Below are 23,615 nucleotides of genomic sequence, written 5' to 3'. Positions count from 1 at the left end.
AAAGGCTGAATCACCAGGACTGAACAGTTTGAGGTGCGTAAGGAATGCCCAGGCTAGTCCGCTGCGATTGTTCCGGAAGTAGAGCAACCCACGTTTCTGCCCGCACAGTCCTTATGGGAATGCCGTCGATGTAACCTGTGGCCCAAACCGATTCAAAGATGGGCAACCAGAGTGGCGAATCGTATTCAATTTGAACCAGCAAACCATCGCTCGTGCGGACTTGAGGCACTATGTTGACGCGCAATGCCTTGTCCATGTATGCCAGCTTGCAGGCGTAACGCTCGATCGCCGTGGCCGAGAGTCCGGCTGCCTGCAACACTGCTGTCAGTTCTGTTTGACTAGTGGATTGAGCTGGCGTCTTACTGGTCGCGAAGGGCAACAGGTTCAAAGCCACCGACTGATGAACTTGATCCACTAGCGAGGATCCTGATTGGGCCAATGCGTCTTGATGGGTAGTCCAGGCACGGGCCGCATGTCCGGCGGTTTGGAGCGCCGCCTGTACGGATTGATGTGAATTCAACAGGAGATGGACTTCGACGGTCATGCCCATGAACGCGATATACAGGGGCAACATGAGCACAACGGACAGCGAATAACCTGCGCCCACCTGGTCGTGATGAAAACCAGTCAAGGCATTTTGCCAGGCTGACGCGCAGCGTTGGAATAAGTTGGATACCAGGTGAGACATCATCGGTGGCCTTTACAGCAGAGGGATAGATTGAAGATGATTGCCATCACTGAAATAGACAGATATCACAGCTGCACCGAGTTTCATCATTACGAAGGTGGCTACGACAAAGCTGGCCAATACGAACAGCGTTTCAATGGCCGCAGCTCCTCGACGGTTCGATTTACGCATGATCAGCCTTTCAGAGTCAATTGATTCAGAACTGCGAGGCCCCAAACGAGCAACACACCGACTGCATAGAAGCCGCCCATCGGTATACGTGGGCTGCGAGGCTTGCCGTGAGTCGGATTATGAGTTTCATCGTGAGTCGCACCGAGAGCATCACTGCGCGGTGCTGAGGCAGTCGGAATAGCAATGAACTGCCGACCGCTGGGCAAATAGGTAACACAGAAAGCCATGGCCAGCATGCAACCTGCAGCAACCACGTGGGCCAGTAGCACGGAGGTGAGCGCAGACTGGCTGCCCAGCAAGCACCCGAGAGCTGCGACCAGCTTGACATCACCACCGCCAACGGCCCGCATCATCCAAAACGTGCCCATCAATAATCCGCAGGCCAAACCGCCAAAAATTGCATCCCCAAATGTCGGCGGGATAAGTACCCAGGCATCGGTGTAGGTATCGGTCAGGCTAAATTTCATCAGTGCCAGCCCGAGTCCACTGGCTATGGAAGTGTACGTGAGTCGATTGGCAATGCGCTGCCAGCGGATGTCGGTCACGCTGGCCAACACCAGCAGACTGACAACTTGTGAAACCCAGGTAAACCAATGGAGTAAGCTCAGTTGATTGAAGCTCAGAAGTGCACCAAGAGCGACCGCGAGCAGTCCGCCCCAGGCGATAGTCTCGTGTACCTGCTGTCCTTTATTCATCAATGCACCTGCGGTAAGTTGCAAAGGGGGAAATCATTTCAAAGAAAAAGGAAGGCTCGTAGTCCGAGCCTTCCTAGTGAAGGAGCATCTAGCTTGGCTCTTCGAACTGCCAGACTATTTGCCGAAGAGGTTGAGGTTCGGAATCAACTTGCCGACCAGTTCACCCATGCCGCCAAAGATCCCCTTGTTCTCAGCTTGGCCACCGTTAGTCACACCCGTGACACCGGTGACACCCATGCACACCATGGCGGCGACTGCCAACACCATGATGATTTGGATGGTTTCCATGCCTTCGTCGTCGCTGTGGAAACGGGTAACCAGGTTCTTGAATCGATTGCACATGTTCTATTCCCTTTTCAGGAGAGAGTTTGCTGAGCGAATCACTGTGATTCGCTTCTGCATAGAGATCCCCAGTTCCATGTGGAAGTAGACAAAGAAATCAAGAATTCTTTTGTCGTGCTTGTTGATAGAGTGTTTCCCACACGTAATTTTGCTGCTGATCCAAGCCGCACAGGCGGGCAATCTTGGAGATGCAGCGCTGGCCAGTGGACAGTCGCTGGGCCTGAACAAAGAGATTGATGGCAGCGGCCACTTGCGCCCGTGCGACATACACGGGCAATTGCGCATCATTCATCAAACATAGCGTTTCCAAGCGTGTAGCAGCTGTCTGAGGCGAGCTGGCGTGTAAGGTGGTAAGTGATCCAGCGTGACCGCTCAGCATGGCTTGAACCATCTCGAGAGCCTCGCCGCGTCGAACTTCACCAATCAGGATGCGATCGGGTCGCATGCGCAGTGCATTGACGAACAGATCGCGTATGGAGACCGAGGCATGGTCGGCAGTGGCATCCGGCATCGCTTCCAGGTACACCGTATGAGGTTGGATTAGTTTCAGTTCGCTACTTTCTTCGATAACGACAATTCGTTCCTGGTTGTCGATTTCGCGCGATAGCGCGTTTAGCAGCGATGTCTTACCGGTCCCAGTTCCGCCGGCGACAACAATATTGCTGTGATCGGTGATAGCCGAGCGCAAGATGTCTGCCCCTTCGGGCCGAATCGTATCGAGCTTGACGAGCTCGTCGAGCGTATAGGCGCTTTCGCGAAATTTGCGAATTGTGACGCAGATACCTGTGCGACAAACCGGCGGCATGATGATGTGCACGCGCGAACCATCGGGCAAACGTCCGTCCATGGCCATATGCTCTGAATCGACGGGCCGGCCGACATACTCCGCCATATTGTTGACGGCCGACATCAGGAAATCGAAGCTACCAAAGCTGCAGTCAGTTCGGCTGAGGCAACCACGCCGTTCGACATAGATGTCATCGGGACCGTTGATCATGACTTCGCTGACCGTCGGATCACTCAACAAGTGACCTATCGGCTGCAAAAAGTAATGGAGCGTCGAATCATAGAGCTGTTCGCGATTCATGAGAGAACTCGGTTTCTGGTGAAGACGGGTTGGTCTGGGTGTAGAACCACTTACCAGATATTCCGCTTTTGAGGCTCTCAGGACAGTTCGCCGAACAAATACGCAGAAATTCAGGCCTGCCTGTCCTGTAGGCGGTGCCCATTGGAATCTCTTGTCAGATACCACCTGCACTTTCGAGGGCGATCATGATTTCAATCCATCAACAACCGACGCACATCGACATTCTTGAGCGACTGAAACAACAAAACTACTATCAAAGGTTGGGCCTGGCGACCAACGCAGTCAACCCAGAGGGCATCGACGCAGCCCATGCAGTGCGAACCCAATTGTTTCAAGAGAGCTATCAAGACGTACCGTCCGAAGATTTGTGTCTGATCGGTCAGTTGCTGGACGAAGCCTACGCTACCCTAAGCGACCCCAAGCTGCGGCGCAGATACGATCGGGCGCTCTGGAAAGCTCACCGGAAGAGCACCACTGGGGCCACCGACCAAGCCCCTGCTGAGCCTGCTCCGCAAGGCACTGCTAATTCCGCTCCGCGGGTCACCTCTCAGGTTGTCTCCATACCTGCCACAGCCGCGGACAACACTCGCACAGCTGGCGCTCACAGCAGCGATTGGGAGTTGGCTGGTGGCCGTTATCAAGAGCAGCATGTCTTAGCCGAAGGCGATCGTTCGGTCATCTACAGCGGTATCGATACGCGTTTAAATCGTCGCGTCGTCATCAAGAAGATTCGCAGTGAACTCGTTCACGCTCAAGAACATCGTCGGCTCTTTCGCGAAGAAGCCGGGCTGTTTGCTGGAAGCAACGCCGGCAACCTGGTCAAGATTCTGGACTACGATCCCAACAGCGGCTCGATGGTGTTGGAGCGTTTGAAGTGCGATTTGTCCACGCTGCTCGGCGATAAAGGCTGCGATTATCGGTTGGTGCGCGAGATCTTGCGCGACGCTCTGAATGGACTGGCCTCCCTGCATGCTCTCAATATCGCTCACGGTCGAGTCGAGTTGCGGCATTTGTTGATGGACGACGCAGGTGGCGTGAAGCTGGCGGTTACCCCTGGGATGACCGGTTATGCCACCGCCCTGCGTCCAGGTGCTCATGCTATGCACTTTGCACCAGAGTTGCTCAATTCGAATGTGTTTGGACCACCGGGACTGGCGATCGATATCTATGCGATGGGTTTTGTCGCTCTCGAGTTGTTGGGCGGTAAGCAACTGGCGCAGCGTGTGAGCCCGGCCATCGAATCGGCCGAAAGCATAGCTAGCGGTTGGCTGCTCTGGCATTCCTCACCCACTGATCATTTGCCACCGCTCGAAACACTAATTCCCGGCTTACCCGGCGACCTGGCTTCGTTACTTGGTCGCATGACTAGCAAGCAACAGCACGAACGTTTCTCCGATGCCTTAGCAGCTCGCGAAGCCATGCGTGACTTAGCCGTACAGCCCATGCGGGCGGACCGGTTGTTACCGCCAGAAGATGCTCTTATGCAAGGCGCAGATGTCTATGGTGAGCCGCCACCCTTGCGTCCGGCCTACGATCATGTTCAGAAACTGCAATGGCGTGACATTTGGCAAGATCCCAAACTGCTGCTGCAACCTCAAGGTCGAAACCACGCCAGCGTGCTCCTGATTGCGACTTTAATATGCGTGTCAATGATCATGATGATGATGCGGCCCATCCAACAGCTGCCGGCTACCAGCGATTCAGCCCAAGTTGTACTCGAGGAAGAACTCTTCGAAGATGCACCGTTTCAGCCGGACACAGACGTAGTTGAGCCACAAGAAGTTCCTGCTTCAGAGATTGCCCAGGCATCCAAGGTTGAGCCAGAGCCGGTTCCGACAGAGCCGGTCGTTGAGGGATGGCGGGTGCAATTTCGCGTGCGTCCGTCAGGCATTGTCGATTCGATCGCTGGTCAATCGATGGATCTCAAGAGTCTCGATCAATGGACATTGCGAGCTGGTTCCTATCGCGTCTTATGCAAAACCGGCGATCAAAATCAATATTCCTTCGAGGCTACTGTCGCGATCCCGCCTGGACATGGTCAGTTGGAAATCGATATCGATGCGCCGGTCGTTCTGGCCGCGCCACCAGCGAAAGTGCAGGTCTCTGCCCGGGACCCGTATCAAGATGTGCGCGGCCTGGCATTCCATCCTGCTAATGTCTGCTTCGATTATGTCGGAACCAGTGACAAAGATACTGCGCAAGCCCAAGTGCGAGCTCTGCGGCAAAACTTGTCAGCGCTGATCGATCGAACCAATCTCCCACGTAAGCATCAACTACCCTTTCAACTGGACAAGCGGCCATTCGACCCGCGAGCTTCATTTACGTTAGCGTTGATGGCCTATCACCATGGCGATTACGATTTGTCGAAAGACTATTGCATGCGCTCGATCCGAGATGCACAGTATTGGAATTGCCCGTTCGTGTTACCGGTTCGCCTGCTTAGTCAGATTCATGTTGCCCGGGGTGATTACAGTTCGGCCCTGGCCACCTGTCGCAATTCGCTGCAGTGGATCAATCGGCAACTCGGCCATGGGGACGATGTGAACTTCAAGCATGCGGGCGATCATGTGGCCTGGTGGGCTGGGAGTATCCTGGCCTTTGTTCAAGAAACTCGGCCTTTGCATTCTCACAGTCAAGTTGACTTGGACAGTTCACTAGCCAGCTTTCGCGAAGTGTGTAATGACGAACAATGGACCAAGTATCGCATTGCTCGCTGCCAGGTCTCCGATAGAGTTGCGGAACTGGCGAGCAATCGCGGCGAAGAAAGACCCAACATTTTACCGGCCACCTTTACATCCGAAGGAAATCCAAATTCCTTACCCCTATCGACAGTTTCTTATGCCCGGAAGTTTGCTCGAGGTCTGGAGCAGCAGGCGGATGATTATGAGGACGAAGAAGAAGTGGAGACGCAGGCCAAGCCAATTGGTCAACCTTCGCCCCGTAGCTTTGTTAGCTATCGACCCTGCGACATAACGACTCTGGCAGATGCTACTCTATTGTCCATCTCCGTGCCTGGCGAACGTTGAGCCCTTTCGAAGAATCGAGTCCCGCGCGTGGACTGACTGTTTGGAAAACCAAAAGTGACTTTACCAACGGAAAATGAAATCGAGGCACTTCTCGATCAATTCGAACAGAATTGGAAGGCGGAACAGGCGGGTCTGCAAGGTGTGCGGATGTTTGTAGAGCACACCTGCCCAGCTGCAATTCGAAGTCGCGCGTTTGTCGCCGCCTTGGCAGGGATTGATATCGAATTGGCCTGGCAGCACTGGGATCGAACGCTGGGGCAACTGAGCACGTTAAATGTTGACACCGTGTGGGAGCAATTCCAAGGACTTCCACGTCTCGAAGGCTACTGTGAACTGTTGGGATCGCCTGACAGTCACGATCCGCAATGGCGGGCACTGGTCGAGTGCGAAGCAGCGGCTCGCAGTCATTGGGGTGACAATCCTGGGGTAGAGTTTTATCGACACCGGTGGGGGATTGGTATATCAGACCGACTCTTGCGTGAACCGGCTCGCGTTCAAGCCATTGCTACGAATCGGCTGAGCGACCATCGCGGCGCCAGTAGTCATAACAAACCTGCACTCAACGCGTTACTCCGCGGTCATATGACCATCGGACGGCAGAGAACCACGGACAAGTCGGATTGGTCCGTACTAGAATCTTTCGACCAAACACGCATGGTCATTACGCATCGTATGGATACCAATATCAGTCGCAATCAATTGCTCGTACAGGTCCTCAATCCTAAAGCGGTGTGGCTGAAGAATGGTAGTTCCCAGATTAGCAATCTAAGCGCCTCGGGCGAAGCTCTGGCTCCGGGGCAGTCGCAATTGATTGAATTGCCTTTTATCGTCAATATTTGTGGGGTCAAATTGCTGTTTGAGAGCTGCCCACACGCCGACCATTAAACCCTTTACAAGCACGTGTCCACGTGCTTAGCGAGTGCCGATACGATGCGTCTGGAACAACTCGAGATGTTAGTTCAGCAGCAATTGCCTGCTGAAGAAGTGAGCACAATTGCCGAGCACCTGCAGACCTGCGTATGTTGCCGTCAACATGCCGAGGAATTGTTGACGGCCGAAGGCGGCCTCAGCGGATACTATCAACGGCTGATGGAACTCAGTCACCAAGCAGTTGATGTCAACGTCTCGATGCGGACCCGGACAGGTGGCGTACCGATCAATATTCAGCGCCAGTTTTCGTTGGATACGCTAGGGCATGCGGAATCGTTATTGGGAGATACAACCAATCCGTCCACTCCCAGGCGGCTGGGCAAGTACGAGATACTGGCCAAACTCGGTGAAGGTGGCTTCGGAAACGTCTACCGTGCGCGCGATGGTTTAATTGGTCGAGAGGTCGCGCTAAAGGTACTCAAGCGGGCTACTTCGCTGGGAGTAATGAGTAGCTCTCCGGAACAAGCCCTGTTAGAAGAAGCGCGTCGTAGTTGCAAAGTCGATCACCCCAACGTCGTTCAAGCTCGCGAAGTTGCGGAGGCCGACGGCTATAGTTTCTTGGTGATGGACTTGATCGAGGGCCAGGCTCTAAATGCTTATTTGCGTCGCGGGCCGCTGCCGCTGGATCAAGTCGTCCAGTGGATCCAACAGTTGTGCCAAGGTTTAGCTGCGCTGCATTCTAGAGATGTGCTGCACTTGGACATCAAGCCGTCGAATATTCTTATCAACGCCACCGACGGAAGTGTCAAGATTGCGGATATCGGCTTGGAACGAGCCGTCGTCGAAGAGGGGGACAAGCCACTGACGATGGCCCTGGGCGGCACACCAGCTTACATGAGTCCAGAGCAAGTCAATCAGCAACTGGTGGATGCTCGCAGCGATATCTTTAGTCTGGGTATTGTCTTCTACGAACTCTTGGTCGACGCCAGGCCTTTCCAAGGTGACATCAGCGAAGTGGGTGAGCGTATCTGTCAGGCTCAACCACCGGCACTTCGCGCACTGCGCCGAAATCTTCCAATCGATGTCGAAACCATCGTCATGAAGTGCTTGGAAAAACAACCTGAGCGGCGCTACGCCAGTGCGCAGGAGGTATTCGATGATTTGCAACGCTGGAAAGAGCATCGTCCGATACTGGCCAAGCCCATCTCGCCGGTACGACGCGTGGCTTTGTGGTCTCGGCGCAATGCTGTGTCCTTGGCTGTCAGTCTCTTCCTGGCGGGGATAGCCTTGTTCTTTATGGAGCGGACTTACCGCATTGGACAAGAACGAGCCGGTAAAGTGCTCGCCCTCAATGAAACTCGCTCCATGCTCAGTCAGCAGTTGAGCGCGCTAGCCAGGTTGCGCACCGGTAGTGAAGCTAACAAACTTGTAGCGACCGAACTCGTTGAACCCTTGGTGCCATTCTACCGCAAGATTCTCGAAGGGGATCGAGCAGTCCCGGACCAAGGTGAACTCGGGGAAGCCAACTTCCGCATGGCATACGCGCTACACATACTCGACCGACACACCGACGCACTTGAACACTTAAAAGCCGCTGACCAGTCGTTTGCCGATTTGAGCAAAAAGTCAAAGCCGCTGAACAAGTACCAATTGGCCAGCCTGGCTGCTTTTCAGCTCGATCGAGTTCACCTGTATGAAGTACTTCAACAGCCGCTCAAGGACAAGGCTGCTGACTCCCTGTCCGCGGCCATATCTACCTCGAAACAGTTGAGTGATTTGACGAACGAGCCCGAGCACCACGAGATGCTTGCCTTTGCCTACTGGAATCAAGGTGCGTATCTGGCCAGGCAGCGGAACATAGAAGCATCGTTTAAGCCCAGGCAAGAAGCGCTGAGCTTACTGGAAGAGCTAGCGGACAATGAAGACAATACAACTCGACAAGGTATGCGATTGAGTCTGCATTTGGATCTGGCCCTGGCCTACCTGCAGCTTGGCCGCGTGGGCGAGTCACAAGAGCAGCAAGCGCGGGCCAAGAATCTGTGGCAGCAATATACGCTGGGGGATGAACATCTGCATGCCTACGTATCGGGCCTGATCAATGCAGCCATAGAATACCGCAAGCAAATGAATCTGCCGCTATGCAATCAATCCTTGAGGGAGGCGCTGCAAGTTTCGTTGCTTGCACTGAATGAGGGCCGTGACCAGTTAGAGTGGCAAGATGAAGTTATCTTGGTTTGTACGGAACTCTTTATTAGCGACGAGCTGGAATTGTTGGATGACACAAGCCTGAATGTGTGTCTGGCTGCTCTCGACCTGATTGCTCGGCAACACGAGTTTATCGATCCGCTGCAACCCGAACCTTTTCGGAAGTTGCGCCTGCTGATGGAGGCTTACGGCTTACATGTGCGTTTAGCTCGCCGCCAGGACCGCAGCGGCGTACCAGTGGCCGAGGCGTTCTCGAAACTCGTCGATGGTGCGCCGCAACTATATGGCAACGCGATGAATCATAGCCTGCTGGCAGTCGACTTGGCCAAGGAAGGGCAGCACTTGCAGTCAGTAGCTCGCCTGCAAGCGTTGCAACGGGACTCTGACGGTGCGCTAGCCTACAATCGGGCCTGCGCACTGAACTACTGTGCGTCTGCTGCATTGAAAGACTCGACTCTCGCCGAAGCGGAGCAGACCAAACTATCGGCCAGTTACGCGCAACAAGCCCTGGAGTGGTTGGCGCGCCCCGAAACTTTGGATGCCATTTCGTCGAACCTTGCCGGCACCCAATTCGACCTCGCCACTGGCGACCTGGCATGGCTAAATCGGCACTATCCGGACCAGGTGCGAGCGGTAATGGAAAAGGCGAAGTAATTCATACCGCACCGTGGAGTGCTGTGGAGTGCTGTGGCTAGCGCCACAGCACTCCACAGGCCCACCACTCCAAAGATCGTGGTTAAGGAGGCGCGCATTTTGCACCCCCCTAGGGTCCAAACAGCGGTTATCGTCACTCGAGCTTTCCAAGGGCGATGACGTTGAAGTACTAGCTCGCAAAGGCAAGGTCAGCGGCAAAGAAGCATCGATTGCCCTAGAAGTATCTGCCAACGGGGAAACAGTTAATGTGGTTCCCCCGCAACAAATAAACCAAGCACAAAAACAGCCAGATAGTAGCAATCGCTAAACGCGGTCTGCTAGAAGTCTATTAGCGATGGGCGATTGCAGCGCGAGTTGCAATCGCCCTTTTTTGTCATCTTGAATCGAACCAACAACCAGTTGCTTGCCGAGCCAAATCATGAAACCTGGACTTTGTGTACTGCTGCTAATCCTCTGCTGGAATGTAAGCGCTCGGCCTGCGTTGGCCGATGAAACGCTGATCGAACAAGTTAAACAGGCAATCATCAAAGACGTTAATGCGTTTCGCAAGACGAATGAGCTATCGGCGGTCGAAGTGAACGCTGAACTGGCAGAGACAGCTTTGAAGTTCGCCAAGTTCATGGCCGAATCTGACAAATTCGGTCACCGTGCCGACGGCTCAACGCCAGCTCAGCGCGCGACGGAGTCGGGCTATGAGTACTGCGTCGTACGGGAGAACATTGCCTATCGTCTGAATACCGGAGAGGTAACCGCAGCGAACTTGATTGACGCTTTTGTACAGGGGTGGATCGACTCACCCTCTCATCGCGAGAATATGCTCGCCGATTTCGTTACTCAAACCGGCGTAGCGGTGGCCACTACGGATGGGAAGAGATATTACGCCGTTCAATTGTTCGGTCGTCCCAAGTCCGCAGCGATTCGAGTCAAGGTAAGCAATCAGTTGGATGAAACACGAACACTCGTCTTGGAAGCGAACGATAGCAGCGATGAAATTGAATTGCCCGCTCATAGCGTGGCAACGATAACACGCTGCTTCCCCACGAAACTGCGATTAAAAGAGCAAGCGGCCGCTATGCAATTGAACGAGTCCACCGAACTGGTTATCTCGCAGGCAGGCCTCGAAAAACAATAGTCACCTTGGAGTGCTGTGGCCTCAGCCACAGCTTTGATATCAGCGTTGACTCTTCCGCAGCCTGCACCAACGGTTCATCTAGGCTGCGGCCAGGTTTGGTTATCACATCAAAGCTGTGGCAAGCGCCACAGCACTCCAAAGGCGGAGCCGTGAAACCAGTGTGGTTGCATCCACCACCCTTGATCCAGCGATCCCCCGATTACCCCATGGACCGTCGCGCGCAATGATGCATGTGTTGAATTGGAGCGTTCTCTTTTAAGGCAGACACAATGATGAGGAACAGATGGTTGGCAATCGCTGCACTGGCAGTGATTTCACTAGGCTTCGCACAGTTCGCAGAGGCTCAGTACGGTGGCGTGCGCGTACAAGTAGGCGGGTACGGAAGTGGTGTGCGCGTTGGTGGTTTCGGCTACGGTAACGGACTTTACAGTGGTTACGGCAATGGTTACGGCAACCGTTACAGCAATGGACTCTACGGTGGTTATGGCAACGGATATCAGCGTGGCTATGGCGTCTATAATCAGCCTGGTATTGGCTATCTCAGTGGTAGAGCTAACGCAAATTACGGTTATCGAGGTTATCCGTCTACAAACTATGGTTACGGTTCGAATCGCAATTACTCGGCACCCATGCGGCGTTACTCGAATAGGCGCTTTCGCTGACCCTGGACGAATTCTCGTAGCCGATCTCGCCAAAGATTGGATGGAATCTCGTAGCCGATCTCGCCAGAGATTGGATGGATTCTCGTAGCCGATCTCGCCAGAGATTGGATGGAATCAAGGTGATGCATCCAAAGTCTGGCGACTTCGGATACGAAAGTCCAAAGTCTGGCGACTTCGGCTACGGGTGGTGGAATCCGCCAGGGTGCAATACTGGAATCCTGCGATTTTCAACGCTGCGCAAACACCGACAATGGAGCGCAGCTGACGATCCAACTGGCAACTCGAAAGGAATTATGGAGTAATCTTTTATGGCGATAGCGGCAACGAAGCCCATGATTCTCGAAGCAACTCGAGACGACGGTCCGGACCGATCAGACACGTTTTTCGAAATGGATCAACGCAAAAACGAGTTTTTGGCCACCTTAGCTCATGAACTTCGCAATCCGCTGGCGCCGATAAAGAACGGCCTGCAACTGTTGGCCCTCATGCGGCTAGGTGAGGAAGCCGAGACCGTGCGTTCCATGATGGCGCGTCAAGTCGAGCAAATTGTTCACTTGGTCGATGACTTGCTGGATATTTCCCGGATCAGTTGTGGCAAGTTGCTTCTGGATAAGCAAGTTTGCATGATAAGTACCGTGGTCAAAGCGGCCATTGAAGAATCCGAAATTCTGATCAACGATCATGGTATGATTTTGGAAGTGACCGACAACAGTCAGGCCGCGTGCATCTGCGGCGATCTGGGGCGGTTAACCCAGGTCGTGTGCAATCTATTAAACAACTCAGCCAAATATGGAAAATGCGGCGGCAAAATTCATTTGCTGCTGGAGGTAACCAATAACTGGGTCATTATTCGCGTGCAGGACGACGGCATCGGCATCGATGCTGGTCGCATGAAGGACATCTTCTGCATGTACTCTCAAATCGAAGATGCACAAAGCCGTGGCGCTGCGGGCTTGGGAATTGGTCTAGCTTTGGTTCGTACGTTGGTCGAACTTCACGGCGGCTATGTGGATGCGGAAAGTGCTGGCTCTAATTGTGGCAGTGCGTTCACGGTACGCTTGCCGCTAGCGACCGGGATTTTAGAGAGTGCCACTTTGAAGAAGGCGGTTAGCCACTCTTCGAGGTCCTTCCGTGTATTGGTGGTTGACGATTTACGTGCCATGCGAATTGTGTCGACTAAGTTGTTACAGAAGCTCGGGCACGACGTGCAAGCTGCAGAGAATGGAGAAATCGCCCTGGAAATGTTGGATACATTTCAACCTGACTTGGTGTTCTCCGATATCACTATGCCGGTCATGGGAGGCTATGAACTTGCACGTCGTATTCGCCAACGAACGGACCTGAATAGCACGTGGTTGGTCGCTCTGACCGGCTACGGACAATCGTCCGATCGAGAAATGGCGTTCCAGGCGGGCTTTGATCGGCACGTTACCAAACCGGTTGATTTTCAGCGTCTCCAAGAACTTATCGACGAGTTCGCTACTTCAAAGCTAAGCACGTAGACTCGGCCCAAGTGGTCCAGGCAATTTCGGCACGCGATTCGACATCCGAACCGTCTGGCACTAAGGATCCAAAGATGAAAAAGATGAATCAAGGTAATTATGCTACAGACGATTTTGATTGTTCTGCTAATACTTTTTCTCTTGGGTGGGATAGGAACACTTCCCCGATGGTCTCATAGTCGAAACTGGGGTTATGGACCAAGCGGCGGCTTTAGCTTCGTGGGTGTAATTCTATTGGTACTGGTCATATTGATACTCGCCGGTCGACGCTAGGCACCTAAGCACGTGGACACGTCTAGTTCACCACAAACTCGAGCGTGGTTTGCTGGAACAGTCCATTTTTCGCGTCACTTCTCACCACGCCGTAGAATCGCGAGTGGATTCTGCCACAGGGAATGCAGTTTGCCACACCCGCACTTTCACGACTACGAGATGCAGCAACCGGGGCTAACGCCGGCTAACGCCCTCGGCTTAGTGCACTTCTGGTATGATGCGGTTTGCAATGCGCCTTCACCCGAAACGAAATGTAAACGATATGGCGAAACGTCTCGAAACGAACGACGTGGTACCCATGGATCTCGACCAACTGCCGGTCAGCGGAGGCGCCGACGGAAACTCAGATGATGCGGTAGCGGAATCGGGGCGTACGACTGAGACTTTGACGAGCATTCAGTTTCCTGTGGTGGGAATGGTTGCATCCGCCGGTGGCGTGAAAGCCTTCGGCAACTTCTTTGCGGCCATGCCCGTCGAAAGTGGCATGGCGTTTGTCTTAGTGCCTCACCTGGATGCCAAGCATAAAAGCTCCATGGTAGCGGTGCTTTCCAGAGAAACTTCGATGCCCGTGGTGGAAGCCGTTGATGGCTTGCAAGTCGAAGTTAACTCGGTGTACGTCATTCCTCCCAATCACTGCCTGAGCATGCGTCACGGCAAGTTGCGACTAAGCGATTTGCCTGAACCCATCGGATCCCAGACCGCTATTGATTTCTTTCTGCGTTCGCTGGCCGTTGATCTGGAGGAACGCGCAATCGGAGTTGTGCTGTCCGGTACGGGCAGTCACGGAACATTAGGAATTCGTGAGATTAAACGTTGCGGCGGTTTGGCAATCGCGCAGAGTCCCGAGTCCGCACAGTTTGACCAAATGCCGCGCAGTGCGATCGATACCGGTCTGGTTGACTTCGTTCTCGCGCCAGAGCAGATTCCAGACACTCTGCTCAGCTACGTACAACAACCCTATGTCAATCGATCGCGACCGCCTCTCTCATCATCCACCGATGCAATTGAGCAACTGAAAGCTGTTCTGGAATTGATGAGAACGCGCATCAAGTACGACTTCCGAAGTTATCGTCCAAAGATGATTATGCGGCGGATCGAGCGACGCATGGGTTTGGCGCAGCTGGACGATTTCTCGAAGTACATCGAGTTGCTGCACAGTAGTCCTAATGAGATCGACGCCTTGCGCAAGGATCTGTTGATCGGTGTCACTGTTTTCTTCCGCGAGCCCGAAGCTTTTGCGGTGTTGGAAAAGGAACTCATCCCCAACCTGATTGCCAAACACAGCGACGACAAGCCACTGCGAGTCTGGGTGCCTAGTTGCGCTACTGGCGAAGAAGCGTACTCGATTGCCATACTGCTGCATGAAGCGTTCGCAGTGGCAGGCAAACCGCCGAATATTCAGATTTTTGCCAGCGACATCAATCAGCAGTCGATCAACGTTGCGCGACGCGGCATGTACCCTGCCAGCATTGTCAGTGACATCTCGACCGAGCGCCTGAAGCAATTCTTTGTCAGGACCGACGAGATACACTACCAGGTTAACAAGCCGCTTCGCGACTCTATTGTATTTTCGAAACACAACGTGATCAGCGATGCTCCGTTCTCGAAAATTGATCTCCTCTCTTGTCGAAACCTCTTGATCTATCTCGAACCTGAGATGCAAGAGAAACTGATTGCCCTATTTCACTATGCCTTGGTTGAGAATGGCCATCTTCTCTTGGGCGCAGCCGAGACGATTGGACGAGCAGTCAATCTATTTGAAACAGTGTCAAAGAAATGGCGTATCTACCGGAGAGTCGGTCCCGCGAATCTAACGACAATTAGTTTACCAATTGAAAAGGTGGCCGATCTTCCGCGCAGCAGGACACATGAGTTGACGGTGTCCTCCCCTCGAAAGTCTTATAAAGAGTTGACTGAGAGTGCCCTGCGTGAATACTTGCCTGCTGCTGTGTTGATTAATCGGCGTTACGAAGTTCTCTACGTGTCGGGTCCGTTGGTCGACTATCTTGAATTTCCAACCGGTGAACCATCCAAGAATCTTCTAGCCATGGCGCGTGCTGGGCTGCGCACGAGGCTCCGAGCCGCGTGTCACCAGGCGATGAGTCAACAGGTCACCATCACCGACAATGATGCGCGCGTCCAGCGAAATGGTGGGTATGTCGCCTGCACGATCAACGCGTGTCCAGTGACGGATGCCAGCCGATCGGAAGGGTTGTTATTGGTCATACTGCAAGATCGGCAGGTCGGCTCAAATACCCATCAGTCCGCACAGTCTGTTGTTCCTCTACCAACTACTTTGAGTGAACATGCAGATTATCCGTCGTTGGTCCAACTGCTGGAAGGCGAGCTCAAATCCACTCGCGAGGAGCTGCAGAATACGATTGAGGAGATGGAGAGCTTCAACGAGGAGTTGCAGTCGTCCAATGAAGAGTTGGAGTCGTCCAAGGAAGAGTTGCAGTCCCTCAATGAAGAACTAAGTACGGTCAATTGTCAGTTACTGGAAAAGGTAAGCGAACTGGACAAGTCAGCCAGCGAGATTACCAACTTGATGGCCAGTACTGAAATCGCTGCGTTGTATTTGGATAACCAATTGCGAATCAAGCGCTTCACTCATCCAGCCGTCTCTTTGTTCAGTCTCTTACCGACAGACGAAGGGCGAGATATTCGCGATTTTTCTTCGCAAATCATCGACTACAGCCTTCAGGACGAGTGTCAGCAGGTTCTTCAATCCCAGCGACCTGCCGAAACCGAAATCAGCACCAAAGACGGCCGATGCTTCTTGCGCCGGATCTTGCCGTTTCGCACTCCCGAACACACCAGTGAAGGAGTGGTGATCACGTTTATTGATCTAACCGATCGCAATCGTACCGAGGCAGAACTGCGGCAGAGTGAACAGCGCATTCGAACGATCCTAAAAACAGCGTCCGACGCCATTATCACTATCGACAACCGCGGAGTTATCGACAGCGTCAACCAATCCACAGAGCAGATTTTTGGGTACACAAGTGCGGAGTTGGTGGGGCAGAATGTTAGCATCCTGATGCCGCAGCCCTTCAGCCGAGAACACGATGGCTATATCCACAGATTCCTAACGACCGGCGAATCGCACATCATTGGCATAGGACGTGAAGTCGTATGTCGACGCAAGGATGGAAGTACTTTTCCCGCAGACCTGGCTGTCAGTCAGGTTGATCATCTGGGACTCTTCACCGGCATTCTGCGAGATATTTCCAGTCTCAAGGAAATGCAGCGGCATGTGCTCGAGATCGCGTCCGACGAACAACGTCGTATCGGGTTCGAACTGCATGACGGGACGCAACAAGAACTGACAGGGCTTTCGCTCTATGCAAATGCACTTCAGGAAACGATTCAGAGTGCTCATCAGTCCGACACAGAAAACGGCTCTCGCTGGCAATTTGGCAACGCTGAGTTTGAGCGGCTCAAGCATACGGCCGCGTTGCTGACCAAACGCCTGGCTGAAACCAATGAACATGTTCGCGATCTGGCTCATGGAATCATGCCAGTGCAAATCGATGCTGAAGGTTTGCGTTCAGCCTTAGTAGAACTGGCATCGTCGATCAATTCCCACAAAGGAATTAAGTGCTCATTCCAATACGAAGGCGAAGTCGCTATCGGTGATAATACTACCGCGACGCATCTCTATCGCATTGCCCAGGAATCAATCAATAACGCCCTGCGACACGGTTCAGCCACCCAAATATGGATTTTCTTGTCGTTGCACGACGATCGCATTGCCTTGGAAGTGAAGGACAACGGCGTCGGTTTATTGCATGAAGCTAATGATCGAGAAAGGCTATCGACGACGGGCATGGGCATGCGCACTATGAAATATCGCGCCAGCTTGATTGGTGGCCGCGTTCAAATTGAAGACGGTCCCGAGGGTGGAACCTTGGTCCGTTGTGAAGTCCTACGAGAAGGTGGGGGGCACCATTAATGTCTAATATACTTTCGCCAGCCAGAATATTAATTGTCGATGACCATTCGATGGTTAGGGAAGGATTGCGCTTACGAATATCCGCGTTCGCGGATCTCGAAGTTTGCGGGGAGGCGACAACCGAGGATGAAGCCATGGTGCTGGTCGAGGAAACAAATCCCCAGCTAATCATCGTCGACATCTCGCTCAAGAGTGGACATGGTATCGAGCTGATCAAACGGGTTAAGGCCAGCTATCCAAATATAAAGATGCTTGTGTCGTCAGGATTCCAGGAGTCCTTGTACGCCGAACGTGCGCTGCGAGCCGGGGCACTGGGCTACCTCAATAAACAAGACTCAGGCGAAAAGGTGATCGATGCCATCCGCACGGTTCTTCGCGGTGAACGTTATGTCAGTCCGGAAGTTACCCAGCGCTTGGTTTCGCAGGCGCTCGGTAGTCGAGGCGAGTCCAAAGACCCCATCGATTTGCTAACGGATCGCGAACTGGAAGTCTTTCGCATGATTGGCCAAGGGCAAACCAGCAGTGCCATTGCCAATGATCTGCTGCTCAGCAGCCATACAATTGATACGCATCGCGAAAATATTAAACGTAAGCTGGGACTAAAGAATGCCGCTCAGTTGAACCGACAAGCCGTGCAGTTTCTGCTAGAGAACAACTAGGTCCTCGTACCCAGGCTCTGCCTGGGTACGCACTGCCTTGGAGGCTCTGCCTCCTGTGCACAGCAGCAGCACCATCTCCGCCGCGAGGCGCGCAGGCGGAGCCTGCGGTGCAGTGGGTTCCCAGGCAGAGCCTGGGAACCAGCGGGGCAAGTCAGAGCCCCTTTGCTTGTTGCCACTTGGCAACTTCTGCCGTGTTGCCGGTTTGCTCGTACATGCCAATTAAGATGTCAATCGCTTCCGTCAAGTCAGTGGCTGATTGAGGCGCTGAATCCGTGCTGATCTGCTGCATGCGCAAGATGGCCGACGTCAATAGTGGCTCGGCTTCAGTTGGTTTGTCTTGACGCAGTAGTACCTCGCCCATACGCGCCTTGATGACTTGCGTCTTCCAACTGTCAGGCTCCAACTCTTGGCGGATCTGTAGCGATTCTCTAAGAACTGGTCCTGCACGATCGAAACTCTTGGCACGAATCAGAATTTGACCGATGGTGGCTAGCTGGCCGGCCAACGGTAAACTGCCGGCCGGATGTTTAGCGCGCGTGTCTAATAGAACCTTGTTCAATAACTCTTCAGCCTTGGTCGATCGATCAGCCCGCAGGTAGGCGTCCAGCAACTCCGTGCCCACAAAGCTGAGGGCAGGTATTTTATCGCTGGCGAGGTGGGCTTCTTCCAGCAGGGGTATGGCCTGGTCCAATCGACCTGCATCGCGATAGTTGACGCCAAGATTGGTGATGGCCGTTTGTGTATTGGGATGGGCTCGCCCAAAACGGGCCTCACGTCCTGCCAGCACTTTCTCGAAAAGTGGGATCGATTTGTCGAGCTGTTTCTTAGACCAATAGCCAGCTGCCAAATTCTGCATGATCGTGAGTGTATTGGTATGTTGTGGCCCAAAAACCTCCAGGGCAGAAGCCAAGCACTGCTCGTTTAATTCTTGAGCGCGATCGAATTGCCCGAGTCCGCGCAAACAGGCAGCCAGGTTCGTCATGCTAATCAGCGTCGAAGGATGCTGCTCGCCCAATGATTCACGACGGTACTTCAAGCACTGTTCGAAAAGTGGTAGCGCCTGATTTAACTTACCGGCTGCTCGGTAGGTCACGGCCAGATCACCACGCGCGTTATCGACGTCTGGATGCTGCTCGCCCAGCGTTGACTCGGCTAGTTCGAATAGGCGCTCGAACATTTCGGTGGCTTTGTCGACCTGGCCGGAATCTCTATAGCCCGAGGCCAGACCGCCCATCGCTTTAATTGTTGAATGATGCTGAGGGCCATAATTGGTTTCACACCAAGCCAGATGCTGCTCCAACAGTGGCAGCGCTTTATCAAATTGCTGCGAGGTGCGATAGAAGTCGGCCAGCTTGCTGAGGCTGGCGTGAGTGTCGGGATGCTCTGGCCCCAAGGCAGAGGTCTGTTTCTCAACTGTTTGTTGCAGCAGCGGTAGTGCTTGTTCTCGCTGGTCAGCATCATTGTACGCTAGCGCTAGTTCGTACATTGTAGTCAATGTGTGGTGGGCCTCAGGGCCCGCCGAGTCGCTGATAGACTTCAATGCAGCTTGTAGAAGTTCGATCGCTGCAGTTGCCCGGCCTGTGCGACGGTGGTTTAGCGCCAGCAACCGCATACAGGTCACGGTTTGGGCATGATCATTCCCTAAGAATTGCCGTTCTTTGACTAGGTTGGCCTTCAAAATTTCTTCGGCAGCGGCATATTGACCGTCTGCCTGCAAGGCGTCAGCCAGGCGATCTTGAATGTTCAATGTCTTGAAGTCAGCGGTACCATAAGCATTCTGGCTGAGGGCGACGCTGTGCTCGAGTTGCTGGATCGCTTCTTTATAGGCCCCCAAGTAACGATAGCTTCCGCCAATCATTGATCGCAGTTTGGCTTCTGCTTGAGGGTCCAAGTCATTGCGCAGATCAAGTTTCTTGGCCGCTCGATCCAGCAAATCACGCAACGTACTATCTTTATCCAATGGTGCAGCCGCGTCGTCGTAGTCGAGGCGGCCCTCGAGGCTGGTGAGAGCCAGGAAGTCACGCTCGACAAACTCGGCAATGGCTTCCGCAAAGCCGCGCTGCAGAGCCATTTCCTGTTGGGCTACGACTTTTTCAGCCAACTCAGTCCGAGCAGCCCGCGCTTGGTTACGAGCTTCGAGCATGCCCCAGCCCGTGCCCGCAATGCCGGCCAGGAGGGCTGCGAAGATTAGTCCAGCTGCGATGACATGCTTGCGATAGCGAGTCGCGAACTTGCGAAGGCGATAACTGGTGCTAGGCGGTTGGGCTTCAACCAATTCACCGGTCAAGTATCGCTGGATATCACGCGCAAGGGCATTGGCCGTTTCATAACGACGATTGCGATCGCGATCGAGGGCTTTCAGTACGATCCAATCCAGTTCGCTGCGCAGAAGCTGGGCGAGCTTTTTCGGCTCAATCGCTCGATTGGCGGCAATCGTGGGCAGCCCTTTAGCGCTGCTGAGCTTCGAACTTGGTCGTGGCGAATCGGAATCTCGCACCAAGCGCAGCAAATCAGCCACCGCGCCCCCTGCCCTGCCCTGGTCGCTGGGTGATTCATGAGGTGGCGAGCCAACCAAGAGTTCGTAAAGAATCACGCCGAGCGAATAGACATCGGTGCGCGTGTCAATGTCGCTGGAGGTTGGATCCGCTTGTTCAGGTGACATATACGCCGGCGTGCCGACGATAAACGCTGTCGCCGCGACACTCAAGTCGTTCAGATTCGGTGCGATGGCCTTGGCGACGCCAAAGTCGATGACTTTAGGTACTGCTCGCCCGTCGACTTCTGTCACCAGAACATTGGCAGGTTTCAAATCTCGGTGGATGATCCCTTTCAAGTGGGCATGCTGCACCGCGTCGGCGACCGCGACAAACAATTGCAAACGCTGTTGTACGTTCAGGCACTTTTGATCGCAGAATTGAGTGATCGAAAGACCTTCAACCAATTCCATTACAAAGAACGGTTGACCACTGGGCGTACTGCCCCCATCAAAAACTCTGGCAATGCTCGGGTGGTCCATCAATGCCAAAGCTTGACGCTCAACATCAAAGCGAGCTAACACGGACTTCGAATCCATGCCGCTCTTGACTAACTTGACGGCCACCTGGCGTTTAAGTGGCCCGGCTTGTTCAGCCAGGTAAACGGATCCCATGCCGCCTTCACCAATCAGCTTTATTAGTTGATAGCGATCGGCGATGACCGTTCCGGGAGCGAACTGTCCCGACGTCTGCCCGGATCCAAGTTTAGCCAGTGCGCTTTGCCTGTTACTTGGAGAATTCTCAGCGTCGCTTTGATGCTGCTGTGCTTCTGCGTACTGGCGATCTATTTCCGCGAGATGTTTGGGAAACCGTTGTCGATAATCAGACAAGTTGGGTGTTTGCTGGCGTTGATATTGGTATTCCAATTCAATGGCTAGCAGTTCGCAAAACAGGGGCGCGTGAATCGCTGCTTCGGCATTCTTCAGATAATCTTCAATGTGCACGTTGGCATGTTGCCGCAGCTCAACCTCGAACTTCTCACTAATTGAATGAATAGCGTGTAATTGCTCATCGGTGAAGGCAGCGTAATTGTTCGAGCTACTCACACACTGACTCCAATGCCTGAAGATGGCGACGGATGATTTCCAAACGTCGCTGAATGGTGCGACGGGAGCAGTCTAATCGCTCTGCGATCTCTACGTCATTACACCCTTCCAATTTCATGGCCACGACGAGTTCAAGAGTTGGGTCATCGAGTCGGCGGAAGAGACTATCACACGTTTCCACAAACTCAGCCGCTACTTCCGGCGTTGGTTCACGCGATGCCACTTGATCGACCAGCGACGTGGTCAAGACTCCTTCGGATTCAATGAAGACACGATCAACATGGTTGCGATTGCTGTCGCGGCACTGCTGTCTGTCATAGCGATGACGGTAAGCTACTTTGCGCGAGGTTATGACCAAGATCAGCCGCCACAAACAATCGCGGTCTTGCAGATCCGGAAATCGTCCCGAAACGATTCCATCGCAAATACTGTAAAACGCACTCTGCGCGACGTCTTCTTCATCGTAGACACGACGCGAGTCCTGCCGGAGCTTCTTGCGAGCCACGCCCTGAATGCGACTGACAAAATGGTTCCACAGTTTGCCTGCGGCAATTTGGTCAGCGTTCCGGAGTTCATCGAGCCACAGTGTCACCGGATCTTCACTCACGATAGTCCGTTCCCAGGGTTAGCTTGTTCCAAGAGCAGTGGGCACGGGGCAAGAGTGCAAGTTTAGTCTAGGTCGTAAAGGCTGCCCCTTCCATTCTAAAGCTCAATATCGCCGCGCACTATCACAACCCGGCGCGTCAGCCACGAAGCAGCACAAGGGATTTGGCCATTGTGGGTGGGATCGTATGAGCGAACGCAGGCGGTTTCGTTTACCTGAGCATCTCGTTTAACCCGTAGCCGCCAGGCGAGGTGCACCCTCTAACCCAAGCCCGCGTTTACCTGAGCATTTGCGTGCTCAATCCAGAGACATGCGCGTGGAGAACTAACTCCTTCGATTGCCTCGCCTGGCGGCTACGGGTTAAACGATCACGGCGAGGTGCACCCTCTAACCCAAGCCCGCGTTTACCTGAGCATTTCGTTTAACCCGTAGCCGCCAGGCGAGGCGCACCCTCTAACCGAAGTCTGCGTTTACCTGAGCATTTGCGTGCTTAATGCAGAGACTTTCACGTGGGAATCAAGTCCGTCGATCGCCTCGCCTGACGGCTACGGGTTAAACGATCACGGCGAGGCGCACCCTCTAACCCAAGCCCGCGTTTACCTGAGCATTTGCGTGCTTAATGCAGAGACTTTCACGTGGGAATCAAGTCCGTCGATCGCCTCGCCTGGCGGCTACGGGTTAAACGATCACAGCGAGGCGCACCCTCTAACCCAAGCCCGCGTTTACCTGAGCATTTGCGTGCTCAATCCAGAGACATGCGCGTGGAGAACTAACTCCTTCGATCGCCTCGCCTGGCGGCTACGGGTTAAACGATCACAGCGAGGTGCACCCTCTAACCGAAGTCTGCGTTTACCTGAGCATTTGCGTGCTTAATGCAGAGACTTTCACGTGGGAATCAAGTCCTTCGATTGCCTCGCCTGGCGGCTACGGGTTAAACGATCACGGCGAGGTGCACCCTCTAACCGAAGTCTGCGTTTACCTGAGCATTTGCGTGCTTAATGCAGAGACTTTCACGTGGGAATCAAGTCCGTCGATCGCCTCGCCTGGCGGCTACGGGTTAAACGATCACGGCGAGGTGCACCCTCTAACCGAAGTCTGCGTTTACCTGAGCATTTGCGTGCTTAATGCAGAGACTTTCACGTGGGAATCAAGTCCGTCGATCGCCTCGCCTGGCGGCTACGGGTTAAACGATCACGGCGAGGTGCACCCTCTAACCGAAGTCTGCGTTTACCCGAGCATTTGCGTGCTCAATCCAGAGACATGCGCGTGGAGAACTAACTCCTTCGACTGCCTCGCCTGGCGGCTACGGGTTAAACGATCACAGCGAGGCGCACCCTCTAACCCAAGCCCGCGTTTACCCGAGCATTTGCGTGCTCAATCCAGAGACATGCACGTGGAGAACTAACTCCTTCGATTGCCTCGCCTGGCGGCTACGGGTTAAACGATCACAGCGAGGTGCACCCTCTAACCCAAGCCCGCGTTTACCTGAGCATCTCGTTTAACCCGTAGC

At 53.7% G+C, this 23,615-nt stretch carries 16 protein-coding genes; 9 read left to right on the top strand and 7 right to left on the bottom strand.

Translation table 11 applies throughout. From position 1 onward, the window contains the following. Positions 1-10: 10 nt before the first annotated feature. The 5 genes from SH573x_RS27785 to SH573x_RS27765 form a co-directional block, all read right to left on the bottom strand. Entirely contained in the window at positions 11-691 is a 681-nt protein-coding gene (locus SH573x_RS27785) for a TadE/TadG family type IV pilus assembly protein (RefSeq protein WP_479351319.1), read from the bottom strand. 9 nt (positions 692-700) lie between these two features. Next, positions 701-859: a hypothetical protein gene (locus SH573x_RS27780; protein ID WP_479351318.1), complete on the bottom strand. Its 159-nt coding sequence runs from the start codon at positions 857-859 to the stop codon at positions 701-703. Positions 860-861: 2 nt separating this feature from the next. Beyond that, positions 862-1,554, bottom strand: a complete 693-nt coding sequence (locus SH573x_RS27775) for an A24 family peptidase (RefSeq protein WP_479351317.1) — start codon at positions 1,552-1,554, stop codon at positions 862-864. 114 nt (positions 1,555-1,668) lie between these two features. Next, positions 1,669-1,896 (bottom strand): hypothetical protein, encoded by a 228-nt coding sequence (locus SH573x_RS27770; RefSeq protein WP_479351316.1) that lies wholly within the window; start codon positions 1,894-1,896, stop codon positions 1,669-1,671. A 97-nt stretch (positions 1,897-1,993) separates the two neighbouring features. Further along, a complete protein-coding gene (locus tag SH573x_RS27765) occupies positions 1,994-2,983 on the bottom strand; it encodes a TadA family conjugal transfer-associated ATPase (protein ID WP_479351315.1) in 990 nt (329 codons plus the stop codon). A 185-nt stretch (positions 2,984-3,168) separates the two neighbouring features. Here SH573x_RS27765 and SH573x_RS27760 point away from each other — a divergent pair, with 185 nt between their 5' ends. From SH573x_RS27760 to SH573x_RS27720, 9 genes are all read left to right on the top strand, one after another. Next, complete coding sequence (locus tag SH573x_RS27760) at positions 3,169-6,009, top strand: protein kinase domain-containing protein (RefSeq protein WP_479351314.1); 2,841 nt, start codon at positions 3,169-3,171, stop codon at positions 6,007-6,009. Between the two features lie 54 nt (positions 6,010-6,063). Further along, entirely contained in the window at positions 6,064-6,894 is an 831-nt protein-coding gene (locus SH573x_RS27755; protein WP_479351313.1) for a hypothetical protein, read from the top strand. A 45-nt stretch (positions 6,895-6,939) separates the two neighbouring features. Then, positions 6,940-9,738, top strand: a complete 2,799-nt coding sequence (locus SH573x_RS27750; RefSeq protein WP_479351312.1) for a serine/threonine protein kinase — start codon at positions 6,940-6,942, stop codon at positions 9,736-9,738. Positions 9,739-10,156: 418 nt separating this feature from the next. After that, positions 10,157-10,870, top strand: a complete 714-nt coding sequence (locus tag SH573x_RS27745) for a CAP domain-containing protein (RefSeq protein WP_479351311.1) — start codon at positions 10,157-10,159, stop codon at positions 10,868-10,870. Between the two features lie 269 nt (positions 10,871-11,139). Continuing rightward, positions 11,140-11,532: a hypothetical protein gene (locus SH573x_RS27740; protein WP_479351310.1), complete on the top strand. Its 393-nt coding sequence runs from the start codon at positions 11,140-11,142 to the stop codon at positions 11,530-11,532. Positions 11,533-11,840: 308 nt separating this feature from the next. Continuing rightward, positions 11,841-13,034, top strand: a complete 1,194-nt coding sequence (locus tag SH573x_RS27735) for a hybrid sensor histidine kinase/response regulator (protein ID WP_479351309.1) — start codon at positions 11,841-11,843, stop codon at positions 13,032-13,034. Positions 13,035-13,133: 99 nt separating this feature from the next. Beyond that, positions 13,134-13,307 (top strand): DUF3309 family protein, encoded by a 174-nt coding sequence (locus tag SH573x_RS27730; RefSeq protein ID WP_479351308.1) that lies wholly within the window; start codon positions 13,134-13,136, stop codon positions 13,305-13,307. A 262-nt stretch (positions 13,308-13,569) separates the two neighbouring features. Beyond that, the gene (locus tag SH573x_RS27725) at positions 13,570-17,262 is read left to right on the top strand and encodes a CheR family methyltransferase (protein ID WP_479351307.1); all 3,693 of its coding nucleotides are present in this window, start codon (positions 13,570-13,572) and stop codon (positions 17,260-17,262) included. Further along, entirely contained in the window at positions 17,262-17,921 is a 660-nt protein-coding gene (locus SH573x_RS27720; protein ID WP_479351306.1) for a response regulator, read from the top strand. Before SH573x_RS27725 ends, SH573x_RS27720 begins: the two co-directional genes overlap by 1 nt. Before the next feature lie 151 nt (positions 17,922-18,072). On the opposite strand, the gene SH573x_RS27715 is transcribed toward SH573x_RS27720, so the two are convergent. Beyond that, positions 18,073-21,501: a tetratricopeptide repeat protein gene (locus SH573x_RS27715; protein ID WP_479351305.1), complete on the bottom strand. Its 3,429-nt coding sequence runs from the start codon at positions 21,499-21,501 to the stop codon at positions 18,073-18,075. Further along, positions 21,494-22,108: an ECF-type sigma factor gene (locus SH573x_RS27710; protein WP_479351304.1), complete on the bottom strand. Its 615-nt coding sequence runs from the start codon at positions 22,106-22,108 to the stop codon at positions 21,494-21,496. Before SH573x_RS27710 ends, SH573x_RS27715 begins: the two co-directional genes overlap by 8 nt. Positions 22,109-23,615 lie beyond the last annotated feature (1,507 nt).

This window comes from Rania fehmarnensis, from assembly GCF_056494185.1.
This window is presented reverse-complemented; position numbering and strand designations above follow the sequence as displayed.

Bases quoted from the DNA above. Each gene is read 5' to 3' on its own strand.
- SH573x_RS27785 (WP_479351319.1), bottom strand. From the start codon at position 691: ATGATGTCTCACCTGGTATCCAACTTATTCCAACGCTGCGCGTCAGCC.
- SH573x_RS27780 (WP_479351318.1), bottom strand. From the start codon at position 859: ATGCGTAAATCGAACCGTCGAGGAGCTGCGGCCATTGAAACGCTGTTC.
- SH573x_RS27775 (WP_479351317.1), bottom strand. From the start codon at position 1,554: ATGAATAAAGGACAGCAGGTACACGAGACTATCGCCTGGGGCGGACTG.
- SH573x_RS27770 (WP_479351316.1), bottom strand. From the start codon at position 1,896: ATGTGCAATCGATTCAAGAACCTGGTTACCCGTTTCCACAGCGACGAC.
- SH573x_RS27765 (WP_479351315.1), bottom strand. From the start codon at position 2,983: ATGAATCGCGAACAGCTCTATGATTCGACGCTCCATTACTTTTTGCAG.
- SH573x_RS27760 (WP_479351314.1), top strand. From the start codon at position 3,169: ATGATTTCAATCCATCAACAACCGACGCACATCGACATTCTTGAGCGA.
- SH573x_RS27750 (WP_479351312.1), top strand. From the start codon at position 6,940: ATGCGTCTGGAACAACTCGAGATGTTAGTTCAGCAGCAATTGCCTGCT.
- SH573x_RS27745 (WP_479351311.1), top strand. From the start codon at position 10,157: ATGAAACCTGGACTTTGTGTACTGCTGCTAATCCTCTGCTGGAATGTA.
- SH573x_RS27740 (WP_479351310.1), top strand. From the start codon at position 11,140: ATGATGAGGAACAGATGGTTGGCAATCGCTGCACTGGCAGTGATTTCA.
- SH573x_RS27735 (WP_479351309.1), top strand. From the start codon at position 11,841: ATGGCGATAGCGGCAACGAAGCCCATGATTCTCGAAGCAACTCGAGAC.
- SH573x_RS27730 (WP_479351308.1), top strand. From the start codon at position 13,134: ATGCTACAGACGATTTTGATTGTTCTGCTAATACTTTTTCTCTTGGGT.
- SH573x_RS27725 (WP_479351307.1), top strand. From the start codon at position 13,570: ATGGCGAAACGTCTCGAAACGAACGACGTGGTACCCATGGATCTCGAC.
- SH573x_RS27720 (WP_479351306.1), top strand. From the start codon at position 17,262: ATGTCTAATATACTTTCGCCAGCCAGAATATTAATTGTCGATGACCAT.